Genomic DNA, 20016 nt, shown 5'->3' on the forward strand with positions numbered 1-20016 from the left:
AAGCATGGCCTTACACTTATGTGGTGGTTAGTGATTTGGCGATGCTGCGGGAACTCACGGGAAAGGACCAGCTGCTGGCCGACCTGATCGCTGGGCGTGGCTATCCGTCTATTCAAGATGAGCCTTGCCCCACCGCTGATCTTGTAAAAGCGGTGCGGTATCACGGCATCGCTGGCTTGCTGCACGAGCGGAGTACTGGCTCCGAAGGGCCTTCGAGCTCGTTTGAAGAGGAGCTGCGCAACATCGCTCTTTCGCAGGCCATGTGGGAGCTACGACACCGAGCCGTTCTAGGTCGTATTCTGGAAGAGTTCGACGACCGAGGGATACGTTGCCTTCTGCTCAAGGGGACGGCTCTCGCATACGATCTATATGACAACCCAGCTCAGCGAGCCCGAGGCGACACTGATCTTCTAGTCGAACAGTGCGCTCTCACCGAGGCGAGACGAGTTTTTCAAAGGCTAGGCTTTCAAGCTGAAAGCGAGGAGCCAGGCCTGCCGGAAGTCCTCCGGGGGCAGGAATCCTGGCTCTGTCGTGCGGACGACGGCTCGGTACATTCCATCGATCTACACTGGAGAGTACTGAACGCCCCGGCGCTTCATGGAGCCTTCCCATTCGAGACGTTATGGTCGGGCCGTCGCGCACTGACGAAGCTCTCACGGGCTGCGTTCGCTCCTGCTCGTTCCATCCTGCTGGCTCATGCTTGCGTTCACCGCGCCCTGCACGATTGCTCGCCCTATTATGTCGGCGCCGACGTTTATTTTGGTGGCAATCGGCTGATCTGGCTGTGGGATCTTTTATTGCTGGGACGCTCTCTCACGCCACCGGAGTGGGAGGAGGTTGTCGAGCTGGCAAAGTCGGGGGCGCTCGGTGATGTGATCGTCGACGGATTGATGGCGGCGCAAGCGCGATTCGGCTCCTTCTGCCCAGCGCATGTTCAGGAGCGGCTGAGGCGCGCGGGACCCAATCGTTACTTTCGCCGTGGCCAGCTCGGCCGGGCCGCGATGGACTGGTGGGCGGTCCGGGGTCCGCAGCGAAAGGCGCAATATGCGCTCGCGAAGCTGCTTCCCAGCCGGCAGTTCATGCAAGCCAAATATCCATCCGAGCGCGACAAGCCTCTCCCGCTGCTCTACCTTCGCCGGGTGCGGGAGCTGATCCGGCACCGTCCGACGGGAGCGAATGCCGGATGAAGGCTCGACAGCTCATCGCCTTCGCGAGGCCGTACAGCGGTCCCCTCAGCATCCTCGTTCTCCTGACTACGGCCAGTTCGATACTCATTCTGGCGGTGCCGTGGCTGGCCGGGCAGATGCTTGCCCGGATCGTTTCCGGCTCCGCTTCCGGCCAGGGACAGGTCATACCGCTGCTTCTGCTCTGCCTGGCCGGGGTTGCGCTGCTCAGCTTCGGGACTGCCTATCAGTCCGCGCGGACGACCGCGCACCTCCTGTCCGACCTCCGGCAGCGGGTATTCGACCACGTGCAGCGCCTCCCTCTCGGGTTCCACGACGGCCGCAGCAAAGGCGACACGCTCGCGCTGATGACCTTCGAGATCTCGCGCCTGAGCAATTTCCTGACGGCCACCCTGACGACCATCCCCTCGAGACTGCTCACGACTTTGGGAGCCATCGTCCTGATGTTCCGCATCGATGCCCGGCTCGCGCTGGTGGTACCGGTGCTGGTTCCGGCCTTTTACCTGATCCTGAAGATCGTCGGGCGGCGGCTCAGGGCTCTCGGCAGGGCCTGGCAGGAAGCAGAGGCGAAAGTTGTCGCGGTCGCGGAGGAAGCGCTCGAGATGCTTCCGGCGACGAAGGCGTTCACGCGCGAACGCGCCCAGAGCGAACGCTACCAGGCAGCACTCAGGCGGTCCGCCGGCCTGGCGGTGCGCGAAGGCACGATTTATGCCGCGCTCGAACCCCTCATTGGGCTTCTGGCCGCTTTCGCCGCGCTCGCGATTCTGTTGCTCGCCGGACACAATGTTCGGACCGGTCAGATGAGCGCTGCAGAGCTGTTCAGCTTCCTTTTCTATGCGGCGCTACTCACACGGCCCGTGGGCGCGCTAGCCCACCTTTACGGCCAGGTGCAGACCGCGCGCGGAACATTGACGCGGCTGCAGGGCGTCCTCGACATCGACGCCGAAAATCTGATCGATCGGCAATCGCCGGATTGGCGGGCGCGTGGAAACATCGTCTTTGAGGATGTGACGTTCGCATATCCGGGTCGCGAAACCGTGCTGCGAGGGGTCAATCTCGACATTGCCGCAGGCGAGACGGTCGCGCTGCTTGGCGCGAACGGCGCGGGCAAGACCGCCATGATCAACCTGCTCCTTCGTTATTACATGCCGCTATCTGGAAGGATTTTCATCGATGGACAGGACAGCGCAGGCCTTACCGTAGCCGACGTGCGCCGGCAGATAGGGCTCGTTCCGCAGAGCGCCTTCCTGTTCAACGGTACGATCCGCGACAACATTGCCTTTGGCGCGGAGACCCCGACCGAAGAGCGAGTCGATCGCGCGGCCCGCCTCGCTCAGGCCAGCAAGTTCATCGCTGGTCTCCCGGACGGAATGGATACTTTGATCGGCGACCGCGGTCTCCGTCTGTCGGGCGGGCAGCGGCAGCGAATCGCCCTTGCCCGCGCGCTGATCAACGACCCGCCGATCCTCCTTTTTGACGAGGCGACTTCGATGTTCGACGAGGAAGGGGAGTGTGCGTTCATCGCTGCCTGCCTTGACGCACTGAAGGGGCGCACCGTGCTCCTCGTGACTCACAGGCCGGCGACGCTCGCGCTTGCCGATCGCATCCTGACGCTGGACGATGGTCTGCTGCACGAGACGTCTCGCGGCCCCGCGAAACTGAACCAAGCTCTCGGATGAGCGGGATTTGCGGGGTTGTCGGGCTCAATGGGAGAGCGCCCGCAGCCGATGAGTTGGACCCGACCCTCGAAGTCCTGAAGGCCCGGGGACCCGACGCCTTCCGTGTCTGGCACGACCAGAACATCATTCTCGGGCACACGTTGCTCACTACGACGCGCGAAGCTGCCGTCGAGCAGCTGCCCCTTCATCACCCCGAGAGCCGCTGCACGATCACCGCGGATGCGCGCCTGGACAATCGGGACGAGCTTTTCGCCGCGCTCGGCGTCCCGCCGGGCGGGCGGACGATCGGCGACGGTGAGCTGATCCTGCGCGCCTATCTGCGATGGGGCGAAGACTGCCCGGGCCACCTGCTCGGTGATTTCGCCTTCGCCATCTGGGATGGTCGGCGCCGGCGGCTGTTCTGTGCGCGCGACCAGATGGGGATGCGGCAGCTAAGCTATGCATATTTGCCGGGCCGGGCGTTCGTGTTCGCGACCGAGCCGCGAGCGGTCGTGCATCACTCCCTCATTCCAAAGCAGCTAAATGAGGGCCGGGTCGCCGACTTCCTCGACAATCTTGAGCGCAGCACCCTGACGGAGACCTTTTACCGAGGGGTGCATCGGCTTCCGCCCGCGCACACCCTGGTTGCGGATGAATCGGGCCTTTCGGTCGAGCGCTACTGGCGGCTTTCCATGCCGGCACAGCTTCGGTTGAAGACGGACGAAGGCTATGTTGAGGCGTTTCTCGATACCTTTCGAGCGGCCGTAGGGTCCCGCCTTCGCAGCGCGAACGGCGTTGGCTCGATGTTATCCGGAGGCATGGACTCGGGCTCGGTCAGCGCGATCGCGGCCGAGATCCTAAAATCCCAGGGGCGAGGGCCTCTCGCTACCTATTCAGTCGCACTCAGTGATCCGGCGACTTCCATGGAAACGCTTGGAATCTACGAATCCTCTCAGATGCCTGGCCTCGATCCGCGGATTATCCGGGTGGAGGAAATGACGAGTTATCGCGACGAGATCATCGAGCTCACCAGGAACGAAGAGGAGCCCTTTGACTGTCACATGGGGCTGTTCCGCATGATTTACCGCGCTGCGAGCCGCGACGGAGTAAAAGTGGTCCTCGACGGAGGCGCCGGAGACCTTCTCGTGTCTGGCGCGACCTACATGACCAAGCTGGCGCGGCGCGGTAATCTGCTCACGCTGTGGCGTGAGGCGCGCGCCACAGCCAACTTCTGGAACTTGCCTCCGCCTGCACTGAGTCTTTTTGGACGTAGCCTTTGGACTGCGTGGGCGCCTTCTCCGGCAGTGGCAGGACGACGGCGGCTTGCATGGTGGCTTAATGACCTCCGCAGCAGTCGATCGGGACGGATTTCGAAGCAGCTGATCGATCGGGCTAGGCTGAACGACAGGCGGCGAAAGACGAGGCTCGACGCGGAACGGATCGGTGCCCTGGATGACGATCAGCGGGCGCAATCCATTTCACAGGCCATACTGACGGTGGGCCGCGAGCGATATGACCGCGTCGCTGCTTCCTTCGGCGTGGAGCCGCGAGACCCCTTCATGGACCTGCGCCTCATTGATTTTTGTTTGTCGCTCCCGTGGAAACAGCTCCAGTCGGGAGGCTGGCCTAAGATCCTCCTGAGGCGCGCGATGGCCGGAAAGCTGCCGGACAGCGTACGGTGGCGCCGCGGGATGGATCACCTTGGCTTTCAGGTGATGAAGGAGATCTTCGGAAGCTTTAGTTCTGACGATCTCGATCGGGAGCAAATTCGCAATGTGCTGGCCCCGCATGTCACCGATGGTCATCTTCCCATCGTCCCGCCCGATTGGTCTGAACCGCGGCATTGTAAGGAGTGGGTTGACGCACTATGCCTCAACTGGTGGCTCCAAAAGGCCCGCCGCACGTTAGAACGCTAGTTTACGTATCCAGAGGTAGTCGGTCATGAAAACTGCACCCGTAAGCGAGACGAAATATTCTCCGCCAAAGCTCATCATCTACGGCGACATGGTGAAGAAGACCGCCTCAGGATCCGTCTCCAATCCCGAGACAGCCGGTAACCAGACCACGGCCAAGCATATTTAGTCTGGCGATTCGCTCGGAATTCCCGGGCTGAGCAAAGGCTCGACAATCAAGCTTACGTCGGATCTGGGCGCCGATGGCGAGTTCTGTCTGGATGACTGGAGCGTAGTTAACGCCTCAGGTGCCTTCGCTCTCCGTGGGGCCAGCAGGTGGCGGGACGGCGACCTCTCCATTGTAACGGACCCGTCCAGCCCAACCCTTTTTCAGATCAGCTTCGAAGGCGTTGGTAGTTTCGAAGTCGATTTCTCCAGCCGAGAAATTCGAGTTCGAAAGATCGGCCACCCATCGCCAGAAACAATTCGGCACCTGATTCTGGACCAAATCTACCCGCGAATTCTCGCAAACGAAGGCCATCTCATCCTTCATGCAGCGGGAACGGCGATTGATGAGAAGGCTGTGCTCCTGGTGGGCGCCTCCGGATCCGGTAAGTCCACGCTTGCGGCCAGTATGCACAGCAATGGCTGGACCCTGCTTGGCGACGATGCCGTCCTTATCGGAACAGCAGACGGCCGCGTTACGGCGAAAGCGGTCTACCGGAGCCTTCGCTTGTTCCAGGATTCCGTCGACAAGTTGATCGCGGAGGGTTGCGAGCGGTCGCGAGTGGCCGACTATCTGGAGAAATGGAACGTCGGGGGAATGTCTGGGGACGAGCCTGCAGGGCCTTTGCCTGTCCGCGCAATCTTCTTGATTCAGTCCAGTCCGGAGGCGGACATTGCCGTTGAGCGGGCAGGTGGTTCCGCGGCTTCCATGTCATTGCTGGAGCAGACTTTCGCGCTCGATCCCACTAATCCCGACGATGCAAAACGAAGGCTTGGACAAGTGAGCATGCTCGGGGCGTCTGTGCCTTTATTCCAACTGACCTATCCCCGTGACTATTGGCGATTGGGAGAGGTTGAGGCGGCCATCAAGCAGGTAATCGGCTGACTGCTTTTGCTTGTCTTTAATTGGGAGAGCCGTAGCAAGCCGCCCCATGATGGATATCCTGTCGCAGCGTTTGACGCCGTCCCCCGATGCCTTCGCGACCGCCATGGGGAGCGAAACGGTCCTGCTGCAAGTTAAGAGTGGGATCTATTACGGCCTCGACGAGGTTGGGACGCGGATTTGGACAGGGTTGCAGGCTGGACTGAAGCCAAGCGAGATCTGCGAGAAGATTGCTGGCGAGTTCGATATACCTGTCGCGACCATCGAGGCCGATGCAAGGGCGTTTCTGGAAGAGCTGAAGGCCCATGAGATCATCATCGCGGAATAAACAGGGCAAGCTCACCCGAGCATCTAGGCTCAACGTCCGGGATTGGATCGACGTGGCGATTGCCGTGAAGGAACTGGCGATCGCCCGGGCAACGCTATCTCTAATCGATGTCGAGGAGTTGCTGACTGAGACCCACAGCAACGCCTCTCCAGCCCGCAGTCGAAGGCTAATCAAGAGAGTGGGCATGGCAATCGGGCGCGCACATCACAGGGTCCCTTGGCGCGCAGATTGCCTTGTGCAGGCCCTCGCCGCTCAGCGCTGGCTCGCTCGACACAATCTCCCGACTTCCATCTCTCTTGGTGTGAAGCGTGCCGGCGAAGGATCAATTGACGCTCATGCCTGGCTTACGTGCGGTGAACTGGTCGTAACTGGCGGCGACGTTGCGCCGTATCGCAGGTTGGAACCGGCATCACCGCCCGGTCCCCAAGACTGAGCCACAATCCCGTTGACTGCTTGCCTGGTCACCGCTGCGAATACGGCGTGGAATATCGTCAACTTTCGTGCGGGCTTGATCAGCCAGCTCAAGCATGCGGGCTTCGATGTAGTCGTAGCGGTGCCGCCTGATTCATCATACAGCGAACGAATGGCGGCGCTGGGCGTCGAGCAAATCGATGTCGAACTCGATCGCTCTGGCTTGAACCCGTTCGCGGACGTCAGCTTATTCTTCAAATATTGGAAGGTGCTGCGTCGCCTGCGGCCTGCCGCGTTCCTCAGCTTCACAATCAAGCCCAATATCTACGGTTGCCTGGCCGCGCGAATCCTCGGTATTCCGGCGATCGCTAATGTCAGCGGCCTCGGTACGGCATTCTCCGAGCGCTCCTGGCTTCGGCGTCTCGCGACGAACCTTTACCGCGTAGCTCTGAAGCGCGCCCACGTCTTCTTCCAGAACGCAGACGACATGCGTGAGTTCGTCGAAGATCGCATCGTGCTTCGCCAAAACGCGCAGGTGCTCCCTGGTTCGGGGATAGACCTGAAGGAGTTTGTCCCGGAGCCGCTGCCGGACGGCGGCCCGATATTCCTGCTCGTCGCCCGCCTTCTAGTGGGCAAGGGGGTTCGCGAATTCGTGGCAGCTGCCCAAGAGGTCAGGCGCGAATTCCCCGATGCGCGCTTCCGCCTGCTCGGGCCGGTGGACGAGGGCAATCCCACCGCGATCAAGCGTGATGAGCTCGATTCCTGGATCGCCGAAGGCGTGATCGAATATCTTGGGGTCAGGGAAGACGTCCGTGGCGAGATCGCCAAGGCTAGCGTGATGGTTCTGCCTTCCTTCTATCGTGAAGGGGTTCCGCGATCGCTGCTGGAGGGTGCAGCCATGGCTCGCCCGCTCATTTCCACTGACACGCCAGGCTGTCGCGAGCTCGTCGTCGAAACCGCCGGTGGGCTGGCCTGCGCGCCCCGCGATGTCAGCTCCCTGGTCGATGCGATGCGAAAAATCGCGCGGATGAGTGCCACTGAACGAACTCGCATGGGCTTGGCCGCCCGGAGCTTGGTGGAGGAGCGCTTTTCGGAAGAACGCGTGGTTCACGCATATCTTGCAGCCTTGGCTTCCGCAGGCGTTCGGCGACGGTCCCTTGTCTAGACTGACGGGCCACTACCGCATACGACCCGCACGCCTCTAAGCGCGAGGGTCCCGGCTTGCTCGTCTACTGGTTGCTGTTCGCGTATTTCGCCGCCGGCGCGTTGTTCGCACAAATTAGCCGCGGTCCTGAGACGGCCCCGCGGCCCATGCTCGCCATCGGCGCCATGATCGTCGCAGTGCTGATCGGCTTTCGGTACCAGGTCGGCGCCGACTGGCTCACCTACAAATTCATCTTTCAGCGGGCTGCAAGATCGGACTTGCTTGAGGTGATGAGGCTGGGTGATCCAGCGTACCAGGCTCTGAATTGGCTGGTCCAGCAATCGGGCACCGAAATCTGGCTGGTGAACGCGGTTTGCGCGGTGATTTTCGTGTGGGGGCTGTTCCGGTTCTGCATGGTTCAGCCGGTGCCCTGGGCAGCCGTCCTGCTTGCGGTCCCTTATTCGGTCATCGTGCTCGCCATGGGATACACACGGCAAGGCGTGGCAGTGGGCATCCTGATGGCTGGACTCGCTTCCTTCGTAAGGAGCGGGTCGCCGATGCGCTTTGCGGCTTATGTATTCGCCGCGGCGCTCTTCCATCGCAGCGCAGTCGTTGCCTTTCCGCTCGTTGCGTTGGCGACCAACCGGAATCGCGCGATAAATCTACTGTTGGCCATCGCGGTCAGCATCATGCTCTACGACTTCTTTCTCGGCGACGCGCTCGACGATTACATCCAGGATTACATCCGCACCCGTTACTCGTCGCAGGGCGCCGTTATTCGGCTGGCCATGAATATGGTCGCGGTTGCGGTGTTCTGGCTGCTCGGCAGGAGGCTTCGTTTCGGCGAGGTCGAGTATAGACTTTGGCGGAACTTCTGCGTCGGTTCGATCCTGCTTGTCGGCCTTTTGGTCGTTCTCCCATCGTCCACCGCCGTCGACCGGATGTCGCTCTACGTCATTCCGTTGCAGATCGCGGTGCTCGGGCGCTTGCCAATAGCCTTTCCCTCTCGGCTACCGGCGACTACTGCGATTGTCGTCTATTGCTTCGCTGTCCAATTCGTTTGGCTGAACTTTGCCCAGCACTCGAAATATTGGGTGCCGTACCAGCTGTTTCCCCTCTAACAGGTCATGGTGGCAGGAGAGCGCGTGAAAGGTATTATTCTCGCCGGCGGCAGCGGCAGCCGGTTGCTCCCGGCAACCCTTGCTGTGTCCAAGCAGCTGCTTCCTGTCTTCGACAAGCCTATGATTTACTATCCCCTCGGCGTGCTGATGCTCGCCGGCATTCGCGACATTCTGATTATCTCAACCCCGACGGATTTGCCCCGCTTCGAGGCGCTGCTGGGAGATGGCAGCAGCTACGGCCTCCGTTTCTCTTATGCGGAGCAGCAAGAGCCGCGCGGGCTCGCAGACGCTTTCATCGTCGGCCGCGATTTCGTGGGCGACAGTCCCGTGGCGCTCATTCTCGGCGACAACATCTTTTACGGCGCCGGGCTGATCGACCTTGTTCGAACGGCTGCCGAGCCCAAGGCGGGGGCCACGGTCTTCGCTTATCCCGTCGACGACCCCGAACGCTATGGCGTGATCGAATTCGATGCCGCAAACGGGCGCGGAATCTCGATTGAGGAGAAGCCTGAGTACCCCAAATCGAGCTGGGCGGTGACCGGGCTTTACTTCTACGACAACGATGTCCTGGACATCGCGGCGGGTCTGGCGCCTTCTGCGCGCGGCGAGCTCGAAATCACGGATGTGAACCGTGCCTACCTCGTGCGGGGCGATCTTCACGTCGCCCGGCTCGGTCGCGGGTTCGCCTGGCTCGACACGGGCACGCATGACAGCCTTCACGACGCCGCCTCGTTCGTCCGAACGATCGAGAAGCGCCAGGGACTGAAGGTCATGTGCCTCGAAGAGATCGCGCTCGAGCTCGGATATCTGACCGCGGCGGACCTCCGCGAGCGGGCCGATAAGCTCGGGCGCACCGACTATGCCGATTATCTCCGCCGCCGCGCAAACGAGCATGAGCGTGCTTGATAGCCGGCCGCTCGAGCTCGACGGCCTCGTCGAGCTTACGCCCCATCGCTTCGCCGACGAGCGCGGCTTCTTCTCGGAGGTGTGGAGGGAAGATGCGTTCGCCGCGGCTGGCGTTCACGCGCACTTCGTTCAGGACAACCTGTCGCTCTCGAAGCGCAAAGGGGTGATCCGCGGGCTGCACTACCAGAGCCCGCCGGCGGCTCAGGCCAAGCTGGTGCGTGTCTCGCGCGGCGCCATATTCGATGTAGCGGTCGACATCAGGCCAGGCTCGGCAACTTACGGCCGCTGGGCCGGGGTCATTCTTTCGGCGGAGAAATGGAACCAATTGTTCATCCCAGAGGGGTTCGCCCACGGCTTCGCGACGCTCGAGGACGATACCGAGGTCAGCTACAAGGTTACGGCGCCCTACAGCCCAGATCACGACCGCGCGATCCGCTTCGACGATCCCGACATCGGCATCGACTGGCCGCTGGACGCTGAGCCTCTGCTGTCCCCCAAGGACGCCGCAGCGCCCCTGCTTCGTGACTCGAATACTGGCTTCTGAGCATGAGCGACATCGCTTCGGTTCTTGTCACTGGGGGAGCTGGGTTCATCGGCGGCGCCGTTTGCCGACGGCTCGTCCGCCGCGGCTATCGCGTGGTCAACCTCGACAAGCTCACCTACGCCGCGGACTTGAATGCTCTTCGCGGACTCGATGGCGAGGCCAATTACCGCTTCCATCAGGCGGACATTTGTGACGGCCCAAAGGTCGCGTCGATACTCGCGGACGAGCAGGTGCACGCGATCATGCATCTCGCGGCCGAGACGCACGTCGACCGGTCGATCGACGGCCCGGACGTCTTCGTGCAGACGAATGTCGTCGGAACGGTTGCGCTACTCAATGCGGCGCTGGATTATTGGCGAACCCTTGATGGCCGTCGCCGGGATGCTTTCCGTTTCCATCACGTGTCGACGGACGAGGTTTTCGGGGACCTGGACCTGGACGAAGGCGTCTTCACCGAGGAAACGCCTTATGCGCCTTCCTCTCCTTACTCGGCCTCCAAGGCCGCCTCGGATCATTTCGTGCGCGCCTGGCACGAGACCTACGGACTGCCGGTCGTGCTATCCAATTGCTCGAACAATTATGGGCCGTTCCACTTTCCCGAAAAGCTGATCCCGTTGATCATCCTCAACGCATTGGAGGGCAAGGAGCTGCCGGTCTACGGCGACGGCCGTAACGTCCGCGACTGGCTCTATGTCGACGATCACGCCGCCGCGCTGGAGCTTGTGCTGACGAAGGGCGAGCTTGGCCAAAACTACAACATCGGAGGGCGGGCGGAGCGTTCCAACATCGGGGTCGTCGAGACGATTTGCGACCTTCTCGATGCGAAGGTGCCGCTTGCGAGCGGAGAGGCACGCCGGTCGCTCATACGCTTCGTTACTGATCGGCCAGGCCATGATCGGCGCTATGCCATCGACCCGACCAAGGCGGAGCAGGACCTGGGCTGGCACGCGGAAGAAAGCTTCGAGACGGGTCTCGAGAAGACCGTCGACTGGTTCCTGCAAAACGACTGGTGGTGGCGCCCCATCCGGGAGCAACGATATTCGGGGGCGCGCCTGGGCACCGGCGCATGAAGATCCTGGTGACAGGGACGGACGGACAGGTTGCGCGTTCGCTGCGGGAACGTGGAGCCCAGTTTCCCGATTGCGAGATCAACTTCGTTGGACGCCCGGAGCTCGACCTCGCCCGGCCGGGAAGCGCTGCGGCTGCTATCGAAAGGTTGCGACCGGATCTTGTCGTCAACGCGGCGGCCTACACGGCGGTCGATCTTGCGGAGACCGAGCCTGAGGCGGCTTTCCGCATAAATGGCGATGCGGCCGGCGAAGTAGCTCGCGCCGCGCATGAGGTGGGCGCCGCAATTATCCAGCTATCGACCGATTACGTCTTCGACGGGACCGCAACGGCTCCCTATCGCGAGGACGATAAGACTGCGCCAATCAATGTCTACGGCCGCTCGAAGGTCGCGGGCGAAGAACAGGTGCGGTCCGCCAATCCCGAGCATCTCATAATCCGTACTTCCTGGGTCCATAGTCCCTTTGGCCGCAACTTCGTGAAGACGATGCTGCGGCTTGCGGAGGATCGTGACGAGGTCCGCATTGTCGCTGACCAGGTCGGCTGTCCGACGAATGCCCTGGACATCGCAGAAGGCATCCTGACCGCCGCGACAAGCGGAAAGGGAAGCGGAGGCACCTATCACTTCGCAGCGGGCGGACAGTGCAGCTGGGCCGAATTCGCAGCGGAGATATTCGCGGTGAGCTCGGGTCTCGGCGGGCCGACAGCGGATGTTACCCCCATCTCGACGGCTGGTTTCCCGACAGCCGCCCCCCGGCCGCGTTACAGCGTTCTGGACTCGAGCCGTTTCCAGCAGGAATTCGGCTTCGTTATTCCTCGCTGGCAGGAGAGCGTGGCAGAGGTCGTTCGACGTCTCGTTTCCGAATGAGCGCGTCCCTTCTCTACATAAGCTATGACGGCATGCTCGAGCCCCTCGGGCAAAGTCAGGTGCTGGCCTACCTGGAGCGCCTGGCTCCCGGCCGCGACATTCACCTGATCAGCTTCGAGAAACCGCAGGACTGGGCCGACACGGTGCGGCGGGAGAGGATCTCGCGGCGTATCGGCCAGGCTGCCATCCACTGGCATCCGTTGCGCTATCACAAGAAACCGTCAGCTCTTGCAACGGCTTATGACATTGCCCTGGGTTCGGCGCGCGCGATCGCCATTGCGCGGCGTCATAAGGTCGGCGTCGTTCACTGCCGGAGCTACGTGGCGGGTTTGATGGGCCTCGCAGTGAAACGGGCAACAAAAGCGCGATTCCTGTTCGATATGCGTGGGTTCTGGGCAGACGAGCGCGTGGAAGGCCGCCTATGGCCGGCCGGAGGAAGGCTGTTCCAGGCGGCGAAGCGCGCCGAGCGATCCCTGCTCCTGGCGAGCGATCATATCGTGACCCTGACGCGTGCTTCGGAGCGCGAATTGCAGACCTGGCCGTTTCTGCAAGGACGTATGCCGCCCATCAGCGTCATTCCGACTTGCGCCGATCTCGACCGCTTCACGATCCAGGGCCCGCCGCAGCGCAAACCGTTCGTCCTCGGTTACGTTGGATCGGTCGGTACCTGGTATTTGTTGGACGAGATGCTTCGCTGCTTCAAGCTGCTGCAGCAGATAGAAGCAGATGCTCGCTTTCTTATAATCAATCGCGGCGAGCATAAGCTGATTCAGGAGCGTGCCGCGGCGCACTCCATACCCACCGGGAATATTGAGCTGATCGGTGCCGACCACCACGCCGTTCCTTCGTATATTCCGCGAATGTCGGCAGGCCTGGCTCTCTATCGGCCTTCCAGCTCGCGCGTGGCATGTGCGCCCACCAAGCTGGCGGAGTATCTGGCCTGTGGAGTGCCCTGTTTGGGGAGCTCGGGCGTTGGAGACATGTCTGAGATCCTCGACGAGGAACAGGTCGGCGTTGTGCTTGACGATCTCGATGACGATAGCCTGCGCAAGACGTTGTTGCGCCTCATCGAACTCAGTCGGAGCGCAAACATTCAGGATCGCTGCCGGAGCGTCGCTATGAAGTTGTTCTCGCTCGATGTGGGTGTTGCGGCTTACGCCGACATATACGAGCAGCTAGACGATCGGCATTCGAAAGTTCAACGGTGACTAGAGTGCAGCGGTCCGGCAATCTCGACAGGCCAACAGTGTCAGGTTTCGGTGCGGAATGGGCCGCTTTCGATCAGAGCCTCCTGCCGCCCGACGACCTCAAAGACCAATTCGGCGATTACTTCGGGATCTTTCCGTTCGAGACCTTGCCCGCCGAGGCGGAGGGCTTTGACCTGGGCTGCGGATCGGGCCGCTGGGCATCTCAGGTGGCGCCGCGAGTTGGGCTTTTGCATTGCATAGATCCCGCTGAGGAAGCGCTTGCGGTCGCCCAACGGCAGCTCGCTCTTTTCGACAATGCGCGCTTTCATCTTGCATCCGTGGATTCGATTCCGTTGCCCGACGAAAGCCAGGATTTCGGCTACTGCCTGGGGGTGCTCCATCACGTTCCGGACACGGCGGCCGGCATGCGGGATGCGGTGCGCAAGCTCAAGAAGGGCGCCCCCTTCCTCGTCTATATCTATTATGCGCTCGACGACCGCCCAATCTGGTTTCGAGCATTGTGGCGGACGAGCAATGCAGGCCGGAAACTGATTTCAAGACTCCCATTCGTTGCGAAGAAGGCAGTCAGTGAGCTGATCGCCGCGGGCGTCTATTGGCCTTTGGCCCGTGGTGCGGCGCTCTTCGAGCGCTGGGGCGCGAACGTCCACAACTGGCCACTCAACTGGTATCGCCACGGCAGTTACTACCGCATGCGTACCGATGCGCTCGATCGCTTCGGAACGCGGCTTGAGCAGCGCTTCACCCGACAGGAAATCGAGCAGATGATGCGGTCGGCCGGGCTCGATGGGATACGTTTCAGCGAGCGAGCGCCATTTTGGGTAGCCTGCGGCCGCAGGTTCGCCTGAGCGGCTACCGGGCATCGATGCGCATCCTCGCACTGACAAGATATGGCCCTCGCGCCGCGAGCACGCGGCAGCGTTTCCTGCAATATAGACCTGCATTTTCAGAAGCCGGAATTGAGCTCGATATCGCGCCGTTTCTCGGCGATCGGCATGTCGCTAGTTTAAGCGGGAGCCCGCGGCCATCACTCGCTTACTACGCGGAAGCTTACCTTCACCGCGCGGCATCGCTGATCGACGCGCGGCGCTACGATGTCGTTTGGATCCATTGTGAGCTTTTCCCCTACCTGCCGGGATGGGTAGAGGCTCTTGGCACACGTATTGCCGCGATCCCGGCCGTGTTCGATTACGACGACGCCATCTTTCACATGTACGAAGGGCGATCGTCCGCGGCTGCTCGTGCGCTGCTCTCCCGGAAGCTTGAGCCGCTGCTTCGAAGGGTCGCCGCCGCGACCTGCGGCAACGAGTACTTGCGCGAATATGCGTCTCGCTTTTGCCCCAACAGTCTCGTCGTTCCGACGGTCGTCGACACGGATCAGTATCGACCGGCTTCCCGGTCGTCTGGCGTGCCGGTGATAGGGTGGATCGGATCGCCCTCGTCTTGGGTCAACGTGCGGCCGATCCTCCCAATTTTGCAGGAAGTCTGCGCAACGGGCGCCGCGTCTTTCCGCGCCGTTGGGGCGGGATTGGAGGCTGAAGCCGATCGTTTTCCGGGCATGGAGTTGGTGCAGTGGACCGAAGCGCAGGAAGTGAAAGAGGTGCAAAGCTTCGATGTCGGCATCATGCCCTTGCTGGATGAGCCCTTCCAGCGCGGCAAGAGCGGCTATAAGCTGATCCAGTACATGGCTTGCGGATTGCCGGCCGTGGTCTCTCCCGTCGGAGTCAATCGGGAGATCGTCGATAACAATGAAACGGGCTTTCTTGCAGCTGACCCTGAAAGCTGGAGGCGAGCCCTTTCAAGCCTTGCCAAAGATGCCAAGCCGAGGCGGCGGATGGGTGCGAAGGGTCGTGCAAAGGTTGAGCAAACCTACTCGCTTCGGACTCAGGCGCCTCGGCTCGTCGAGCTGTTTCGTGAGATCGCCCACCACTAGATGACTCGGGACGAGCCCTATTTGTTCGTCGAGCGGGACCGATGTCCTGCCTGCCTCTCGCAGGACGTCGAGGTGGTCTATGAGAGCCGCTTCAATGAGGGACCCGTCGCGATCTTCGTTCGTGACTATTACGGAATCGACCCGGGCGTCTTGGGTCACGCGCGATTTTCGCTAAGGCGTTGCTCCAACTGCTCCTTGCTCTACCAGGCATGGGTCGGGGATGAGCGGCTTTTGGCCGAGCTATACGGGGAATGGATCAACGAATCCGGCGATCCCGCGCACGACCCGGTTTACACCGCCGTAATGGCGCATCCGCTCGAATCCCGCGATGCGCATGAAATGTTGAGCGCTGCCGCGTTTCTCGGGAAAGAGCCTTGCGAGCTTTGCACTCTGGATCACGGCATGGGCTGGGCGATGTGGGCTCGAGTCGCCCGGGCCCTCGGCTGCCGATCGTACGGTACTGAGCTGTCGCCATCACGGGAGGAATTTGCGCGCGCGCATGGGATTGCTGTGGTGCCGGCGAACGTGCTGCCGCAACAACAGTTCGATTTCATCAATACCGAGCAGGTAATGGAGCACCTGCCTCAACTGCGCGAAACGGCCGAACGCCTTCGGGATGCGTTGCGACCTGGGGGGGTATTGAAGATCTCCGTCCCCTCCGCGGACCATGTCGCAAGCGTCATCCAGAAGCTGAGCGGCGGACATGCTGCTCTCAGCTGCGAAGAATTGATGCCGGTGCAGCCACTCGAGCATGTGAACTCCTTCACAAGCCAATCCATTCTAACGCTCGCGGCATCGCTCGGCTTGAATGTCGTTCGGCCGAGCATTCCGGATCGCTACGCCTTTCTGAGCCGGCCTGGCACCTTGTCTGCCCGTCGGTTCAGCAACTCGGTGAAGGAGCTCGTGAGGCCATTCTACACGTACCGGAACCGTTCAAACCTCTACTTCTGGCTCCAGAAAGGGCCGGCTTGATGGCGCGACTTGCGTTTGTTTTGCCGAGCCTTGCAGGAGGGGGCGCTGAGCGCGTCGCGCTGACCCTGGTCAACGCTTTCGCCGGAGCGGGTCATGATATCGATTTGGTCCTGGCGAGTGCCGAAGGTGAACTCCTCAGGCTCGTGCCCTCTGACGTCCGGGTATTTGACTTGCGCGCGAAGCGCTTTCGCAACGCTTTGTGGCCGCTCGTGCGATATTTGAGACAGGCGCGCCCTGATGCCGTTCAGGTCTCGATGTGGCCACTGACGATCTTGGCGATCTTGGCGCGCTTACTTTCGGGTGTTCGAACGCGGCTGGTTGTTAGCGACCATGGGATACTTTCCCACCAGTATGGAGATGTGGTCACGAAGAGATGGCTGCGATGGAGTGTCCGGCGATTATATCCGATCGCGAACGCTCGAATTGCTGTCTCGACCGCCGCTGTCCATGACCTCGCGAAGCTTTCAGGCATGCCAGAGAAGTCGTTTACGGTTGTTCACAATCCCATCCTTTCGGCGCCCGCGACGCCAGCGGAGAAGAAACGCGCGGAACAACTTTGGCCGGAAGGTAAAAAACGAATCTTGTCCGTGGGCAGCTTCGTTCCGGTTAAGAATCACGCATTGCTGATCGACGCACTCGCCAATGTCCATTCTGCTTGCGGGGCTTCGTTGATGATTCTTGGTGAGGGCGATTGCCGTCAGGCCCTCCAGGAGATGGTTAGGGCGCGCGGGATTGCCGATCGGGTTGCGATGCCCGGCTTCGCGATCAATCCGACAGCGTATTTCGAAAACGCTGACCTGTTCGTCCTGTCCTCTAACCACGAGGCCTACTCGCTGGTTCTTGTTGAAGCTATGGCGGCAGGACTTCCAGTGGTCAGCACCGATTGCGGCGGACCGCGTGAGATTTTGGACCACGGAAGATTCGGCCGTCTCGTTCCAGTAGGCGACGCACCAGCGCTTGCGCAGGCTATTGCTGACACGCTCCGGGAGAACATCGATCCCGAGCGTCAGAAGGCGCGAGCACGTGAGTTAGCAAAGGATGCTCTAGCGCGTTACGAGGCACTCTTGCTCAAGCCCGAAGCCAGTCCCGTGCCGCGCTCGCTAAACCGTTAAATTCATCATAAAGACCGTGCCGCCAGGCGCGGATTATGGCGTTACCGCGCATCGTCCGCGGCTCCTCCAGAATGGTGAGTCGTTGCCGAAGCGCACGAACCCGCTGAGCGTTCGACAGGATCGCTGCGTCAATCTTGCAGTCGGGGATCACCTTATGCAGGGACGAGCACGCACTTGCGAAGCGGTCCGTGAGTATATCGCGCCAAGCGATCTCTGCTTTCCATGCGGGGCGCGGGTCGCGACCGGCATATTTCCGGATCTCAGCCCATCGGGATGCGGATTGGACCACATCCGGATCAGTTGTATTACCGCCATGTCGGCGATAAATCTGCATTGGTTCCTCGAGTAGTCTTTTCGCACCGAGAAGGTCAGCCGCCCAACCAATCCAGCTGTCGTAAGGGATGACCTCTGGGACCGGCAGCAACAGTTCAAGAAGTGGGCGCGCGATCGCAGTGCAGGAACCAGCGATCAAATAATTGTCCGGGAAGCCAGCCTTGCGCATCTTACCGAACACGGTCTCACCCCCGCTTGCACCATCGGCATCAACTATTAGCTGATCATTGACGCATGCAAGTGCGCTCGGGTCGTCCCTCAATACGGCGCTTACGCGATCAATCTTGTGCGGATACCATACGTCATCTTGATCCGCGATAAAGACGAGGTCACCCGTCGTTCGCGACATCGCTTTTGAAAAGTTGCGAGAATAGCCGAGGTTTTTGGCGTTGCGGTGCACGTGGACGGGGAAGGGCGCGGTCCGGGCGAAATCCTCTGTGATCGCGACTGTGCGATCGATGGAGGCGTCGTCGCAAATCACGAGCTCATCGGGGTGTTTAGTCTGCGCGGCTAAGCTTTGTAGCTGCTGTCCGATGAAGCGCTCGCCATTGAAGGAAGCCATGGCGATTGAGATGCGCCTCAAGACGGCGCCCGCCGACCTGTAACGGTCAGAAATTCCGTGTGCTTCTTCGAAAAGGTTGCTTCTAGAAGTTCACTAGCCGTGAATTTGGGAGCTCGGCAGGCTGGTGCTGCATCCGAGAAAGGATCAATTCCCGACGCAATCAGCCGACTTTGCAACTGCATGCCACTAAGCGGATAGAATCTGCGACGGAAGCGTATGTCGACGAATCCACTCGCTTCGAGCGCCCGGTGAAGGCCCTCGCGGTTGAACAGAACTAAATGACGGGGAGGCTCGAGCCCACGCCAGTTTTTTCCATATATACGGTGACCGACCGAATCTAAGTTAGGCGTGTCGATGAAGATCGTTGCTCCAGGAATGAGCAATTCATGGCAGGTCTGTAGCGTCGAGAGCGGGTCATGAACATGCTCAATTACATGACTGAGAGTGAGCGCGTTGAACGCTTCGTTCGAGAAGTCGCTGAGGGATGGTCGAATATCGAATCCTCGATCTGACCCTGCTCGGCGGGCGTTTTCATCCGGTTCAACCCCGGCAACCTGCCAGCCTGCTTGTTTTGGAAAAGCAAGCCAATCGCCGTTCCCGCAACCAATATCGAGCACCCGCGAACCGGGTTTGCTTCTCGGTAGATAGCGGAATGCGACATCCGCAGGCCAGCGGAGGGGCGGGACGAGAGCCGCAAGGATTGGTCCAGCTTTGGACGAAGGTCGAAGTTGCGTTCCATACAAGGCATTTCGATAGCCGTTTCCCAGCTTTGTGCGCCAACGTCCGATCCATGAGTGATCGGCGATGGGGCGTTGCTGTTCGTGCGTATAGTAACGTTCATATGCGCGACCTATTGAACGCTCATCCGGTCGAGGATCGAGGTAACCGCTTCCACACCCGCCACATCGCCACATTGACCATCTACCGGGAGCAACGCCGAAAACGTTGTCTGTCAGATCGGAGTGAAGGAGCATGCGGATCGTGGAGTTGCAGATTGGACAATTCTCGACCCACTCCAGCTGATCCTCGGGCCAGACCTGAATTCGCATCTTGCGTCTGTTCATCACAACTGACCGGAGCGCACTAGTGCTAGAAACTCGTGGATGCGATCGCTCTGCAAAAAAGGTACGGCACGTAGGATTCGATCCTCGGGCCAATCCCACCATTGGATCTGGCTGAGTTGCTCGATCACCTCGTTGCTAAAGCGATATCGAACCAGTTTTGCAGGATTTCCTGCCGCGATTGCATACGGTGGTACGTTCTTGGTCACCACCGCGAAGGCGCCAATAACAGCCCCGTCCCCGATGTGTACGCCCGATAGAATTGCCGCCCCTTGGCCGACCCAGACGTCGTTGCCAATTTCTACGTCGCCCTTGGAATGAGGATGACCCTCTAGAGCTTTGAAGCGAGGATTGAGAACATTAAAAGGGTAAGTCGTAACCCAGTCCGTGCGATGCTCGCCGCCTAGAAAAACCGTTACGTCGGCTGCAAATGAGCAGAAAGAGCCAATCTTCAACTGATGCGCGGAATCCCACTTCAGGATCGTTAAGTCACCGTAACTCCCGTGACCGATCGACTCGCTTGGGTATTTTTTGGCAAGGTAGATCGATCCCGGATCTCTCCCCAATAGAAGTCGTCGCGTCCGATTGAGCAAACCTTGCATCAAT

The 20016-nt window shown here is 60.6% G+C and carries 21 protein-coding genes; 18 read left to right on the forward strand and 3 right to left on the reverse strand.

Annotated features, from left to right (window positions below):
• The first annotated feature begins 41 nt into the window (after positions 1–41).
• The 18 genes from LZ538_RS08735 (at position 42) to LZ538_RS08815 (ending at position 17454) form a co-directional block, all read left to right on the forward strand.
• The gene (locus LZ538_RS08735) at positions 42–1187 is read left to right on the forward strand and encodes a nucleotidyltransferase family protein (RefSeq protein ID WP_249831637.1); all 1146 of its coding nucleotides are present in this window, start codon (positions 42–44) and stop codon (positions 1185–1187) included.
• Positions 1184–2863 (forward strand): ABC transporter ATP-binding protein, encoded by a 1680-nt coding sequence (locus tag LZ538_RS08740; RefSeq protein WP_249831638.1) that lies wholly within the window; start codon positions 1184–1186, stop codon positions 2861–2863. Before LZ538_RS08735 ends, LZ538_RS08740 begins: the two co-directional genes overlap by 4 nt.
• Entirely contained in the window at positions 2860–4758 is a 1899-nt protein-coding gene (locus tag LZ538_RS08745; protein ID WP_249831639.1) for an asparagine synthase-related protein, read from the forward strand. Before LZ538_RS08740 ends, LZ538_RS08745 begins: the two co-directional genes overlap by 4 nt.
• A 25-nt stretch (positions 4759–4783) precedes the next feature.
• Positions 4784–4924: a hypothetical protein gene (locus tag LZ538_RS08750; protein WP_249831640.1), complete on the forward strand. Its 141-nt coding sequence runs from the start codon at positions 4784–4786 to the stop codon at positions 4922–4924.
• Between the two features lie 393 nt (positions 4925–5317).
• Positions 5318–5845, forward strand: coding sequence for a phosphoenolpyruvate carboxykinase (ATP) (locus tag LZ538_RS08755; protein ID WP_249831641.1), 528 nt, complete (start codon positions 5318–5320; stop codon positions 5843–5845).
• A 46-nt stretch (positions 5846–5891) separates the two neighbouring features.
• Complete coding sequence (locus tag LZ538_RS08760) at positions 5892–6170, forward strand: PqqD family protein (RefSeq protein ID WP_249831642.1); 279 nt, start codon at positions 5892–5894, stop codon at positions 6168–6170.
• Positions 6148–6603 (forward strand): lasso peptide biosynthesis B2 protein, encoded by a 456-nt coding sequence (locus tag LZ538_RS13430; protein ID WP_430741966.1) that lies wholly within the window; start codon positions 6148–6150, stop codon positions 6601–6603. Before LZ538_RS08760 ends, LZ538_RS13430 begins: the two co-directional genes overlap by 23 nt.
• A gap of 12 nt (positions 6604–6615) precedes the next feature.
• On the forward strand, positions 6616–7746 hold the full coding sequence (locus LZ538_RS08765) for a glycosyltransferase family 4 protein (RefSeq protein ID WP_249831643.1): 1131 nt from the start codon (positions 6616–6618) through the stop codon (positions 7744–7746).
• A gap of 56 nt (positions 7747–7802) precedes the next feature.
• Complete coding sequence (locus tag LZ538_RS08770) at positions 7803–8846, forward strand: EpsG family protein (RefSeq protein ID WP_249831644.1); 1044 nt, start codon at positions 7803–7805, stop codon at positions 8844–8846.
• A gap of 24 nt (positions 8847–8870) precedes the next feature.
• Positions 8871–9752 (forward strand): glucose-1-phosphate thymidylyltransferase RfbA, encoded by an 882-nt coding sequence (gene rfbA / locus LZ538_RS08775; RefSeq protein ID WP_249831645.1) that lies wholly within the window; start codon positions 8871–8873, stop codon positions 9750–9752.
• Positions 9739–10296 carry a dTDP-4-dehydrorhamnose 3,5-epimerase gene (gene rfbC, locus LZ538_RS08780; RefSeq protein WP_249831646.1) on the forward strand — a complete coding sequence of 186 codons (558 nt, stop codon included), beginning with the start codon at positions 9739–9741 and terminating at the stop codon, positions 10294–10296. The genes rfbA and rfbC overlap by 14 nt, the downstream gene beginning before the upstream one ends.
• Before the next feature lie 2 nt (positions 10297–10298).
• On the forward strand, positions 10299–11366 hold the full coding sequence (rfbB, locus tag LZ538_RS08785; protein WP_249831647.1) for a dTDP-glucose 4,6-dehydratase: 1068 nt from the start codon (positions 10299–10301) through the stop codon (positions 11364–11366).
• Positions 11363–12232, forward strand: a complete 870-nt coding sequence (gene rfbD / locus LZ538_RS08790; RefSeq protein ID WP_249831648.1) for a dTDP-4-dehydrorhamnose reductase — start codon at positions 11363–11365, stop codon at positions 12230–12232. Before rfbB ends, rfbD begins: the two co-directional genes overlap by 4 nt.
• The gene (locus LZ538_RS08795) at positions 12229–13440 is read left to right on the forward strand and encodes a glycosyltransferase (protein ID WP_249831649.1); all 1212 of its coding nucleotides are present in this window, start codon (positions 12229–12231) and stop codon (positions 13438–13440) included. The genes rfbD and LZ538_RS08795 overlap by 4 nt, the downstream gene beginning before the upstream one ends.
• Entirely contained in the window at positions 13437–14285 is an 849-nt protein-coding gene (locus LZ538_RS08800; RefSeq protein ID WP_249831650.1) for a class I SAM-dependent methyltransferase, read from the forward strand. Before LZ538_RS08795 ends, LZ538_RS08800 begins: the two co-directional genes overlap by 4 nt.
• Positions 14255–15370, forward strand: coding sequence for a glycosyltransferase family 4 protein (locus tag LZ538_RS08805; protein WP_249831651.1), 1116 nt, complete (start codon positions 14255–14257; stop codon positions 15368–15370). The genes LZ538_RS08800 and LZ538_RS08805 overlap by 31 nt, the downstream gene beginning before the upstream one ends.
• On the forward strand, positions 15371–16342 hold the full coding sequence (locus tag LZ538_RS08810) for a class I SAM-dependent methyltransferase (RefSeq protein ID WP_249831652.1): 972 nt from the start codon (positions 15371–15373) through the stop codon (positions 16340–16342).
• Complete coding sequence (locus LZ538_RS08815) at positions 16342–17454, forward strand: glycosyltransferase (RefSeq protein ID WP_249831653.1); 1113 nt, start codon at positions 16342–16344, stop codon at positions 17452–17454. Before LZ538_RS08810 ends, LZ538_RS08815 begins: the two co-directional genes overlap by 1 nt.
• Here the strand turns inward: LZ538_RS08815 and LZ538_RS08820 are convergent.
• Genes LZ538_RS08820 through LZ538_RS08830 form a run of 3 tightly spaced genes read right to left on the reverse strand, consistent with a single transcriptional unit; the run spans position 17411 to position 20012 of the window.
• Complete coding sequence (locus tag LZ538_RS08820) at positions 17411–18349, reverse strand: glycosyltransferase (RefSeq protein WP_249831654.1); 939 nt, start codon at positions 18347–18349, stop codon at positions 17411–17413. The genes LZ538_RS08815 and LZ538_RS08820 overlap by 44 nt on opposite strands.
• A 17-nt stretch (positions 18350–18366) precedes the next feature.
• Positions 18367–19515 carry a class I SAM-dependent methyltransferase gene (locus LZ538_RS08825; protein ID WP_347402759.1) on the reverse strand — a complete coding sequence of 383 codons (1149 nt, stop codon included), beginning with the start codon at positions 19513–19515 and terminating at the stop codon, positions 18367–18369.
• On the reverse strand, positions 19413–20012 hold the full coding sequence (locus tag LZ538_RS08830; protein ID WP_249831656.1) for a CatB-related O-acetyltransferase: 600 nt from the start codon (positions 20010–20012) through the stop codon (positions 19413–19415). The genes LZ538_RS08825 and LZ538_RS08830 overlap by 103 nt, the downstream gene beginning before the upstream one ends.
• Positions 20013–20016: the final 4 nt, after the last annotated feature.

Origin of the sequence: Sphingomonas hankyongi, from assembly GCF_023516575.1 — a bacterium.
Lineage (GTDB): Bacteria > Pseudomonadota > Alphaproteobacteria > Sphingomonadales > Sphingomonadaceae > Sphingomicrobium > Sphingomicrobium hankyongi.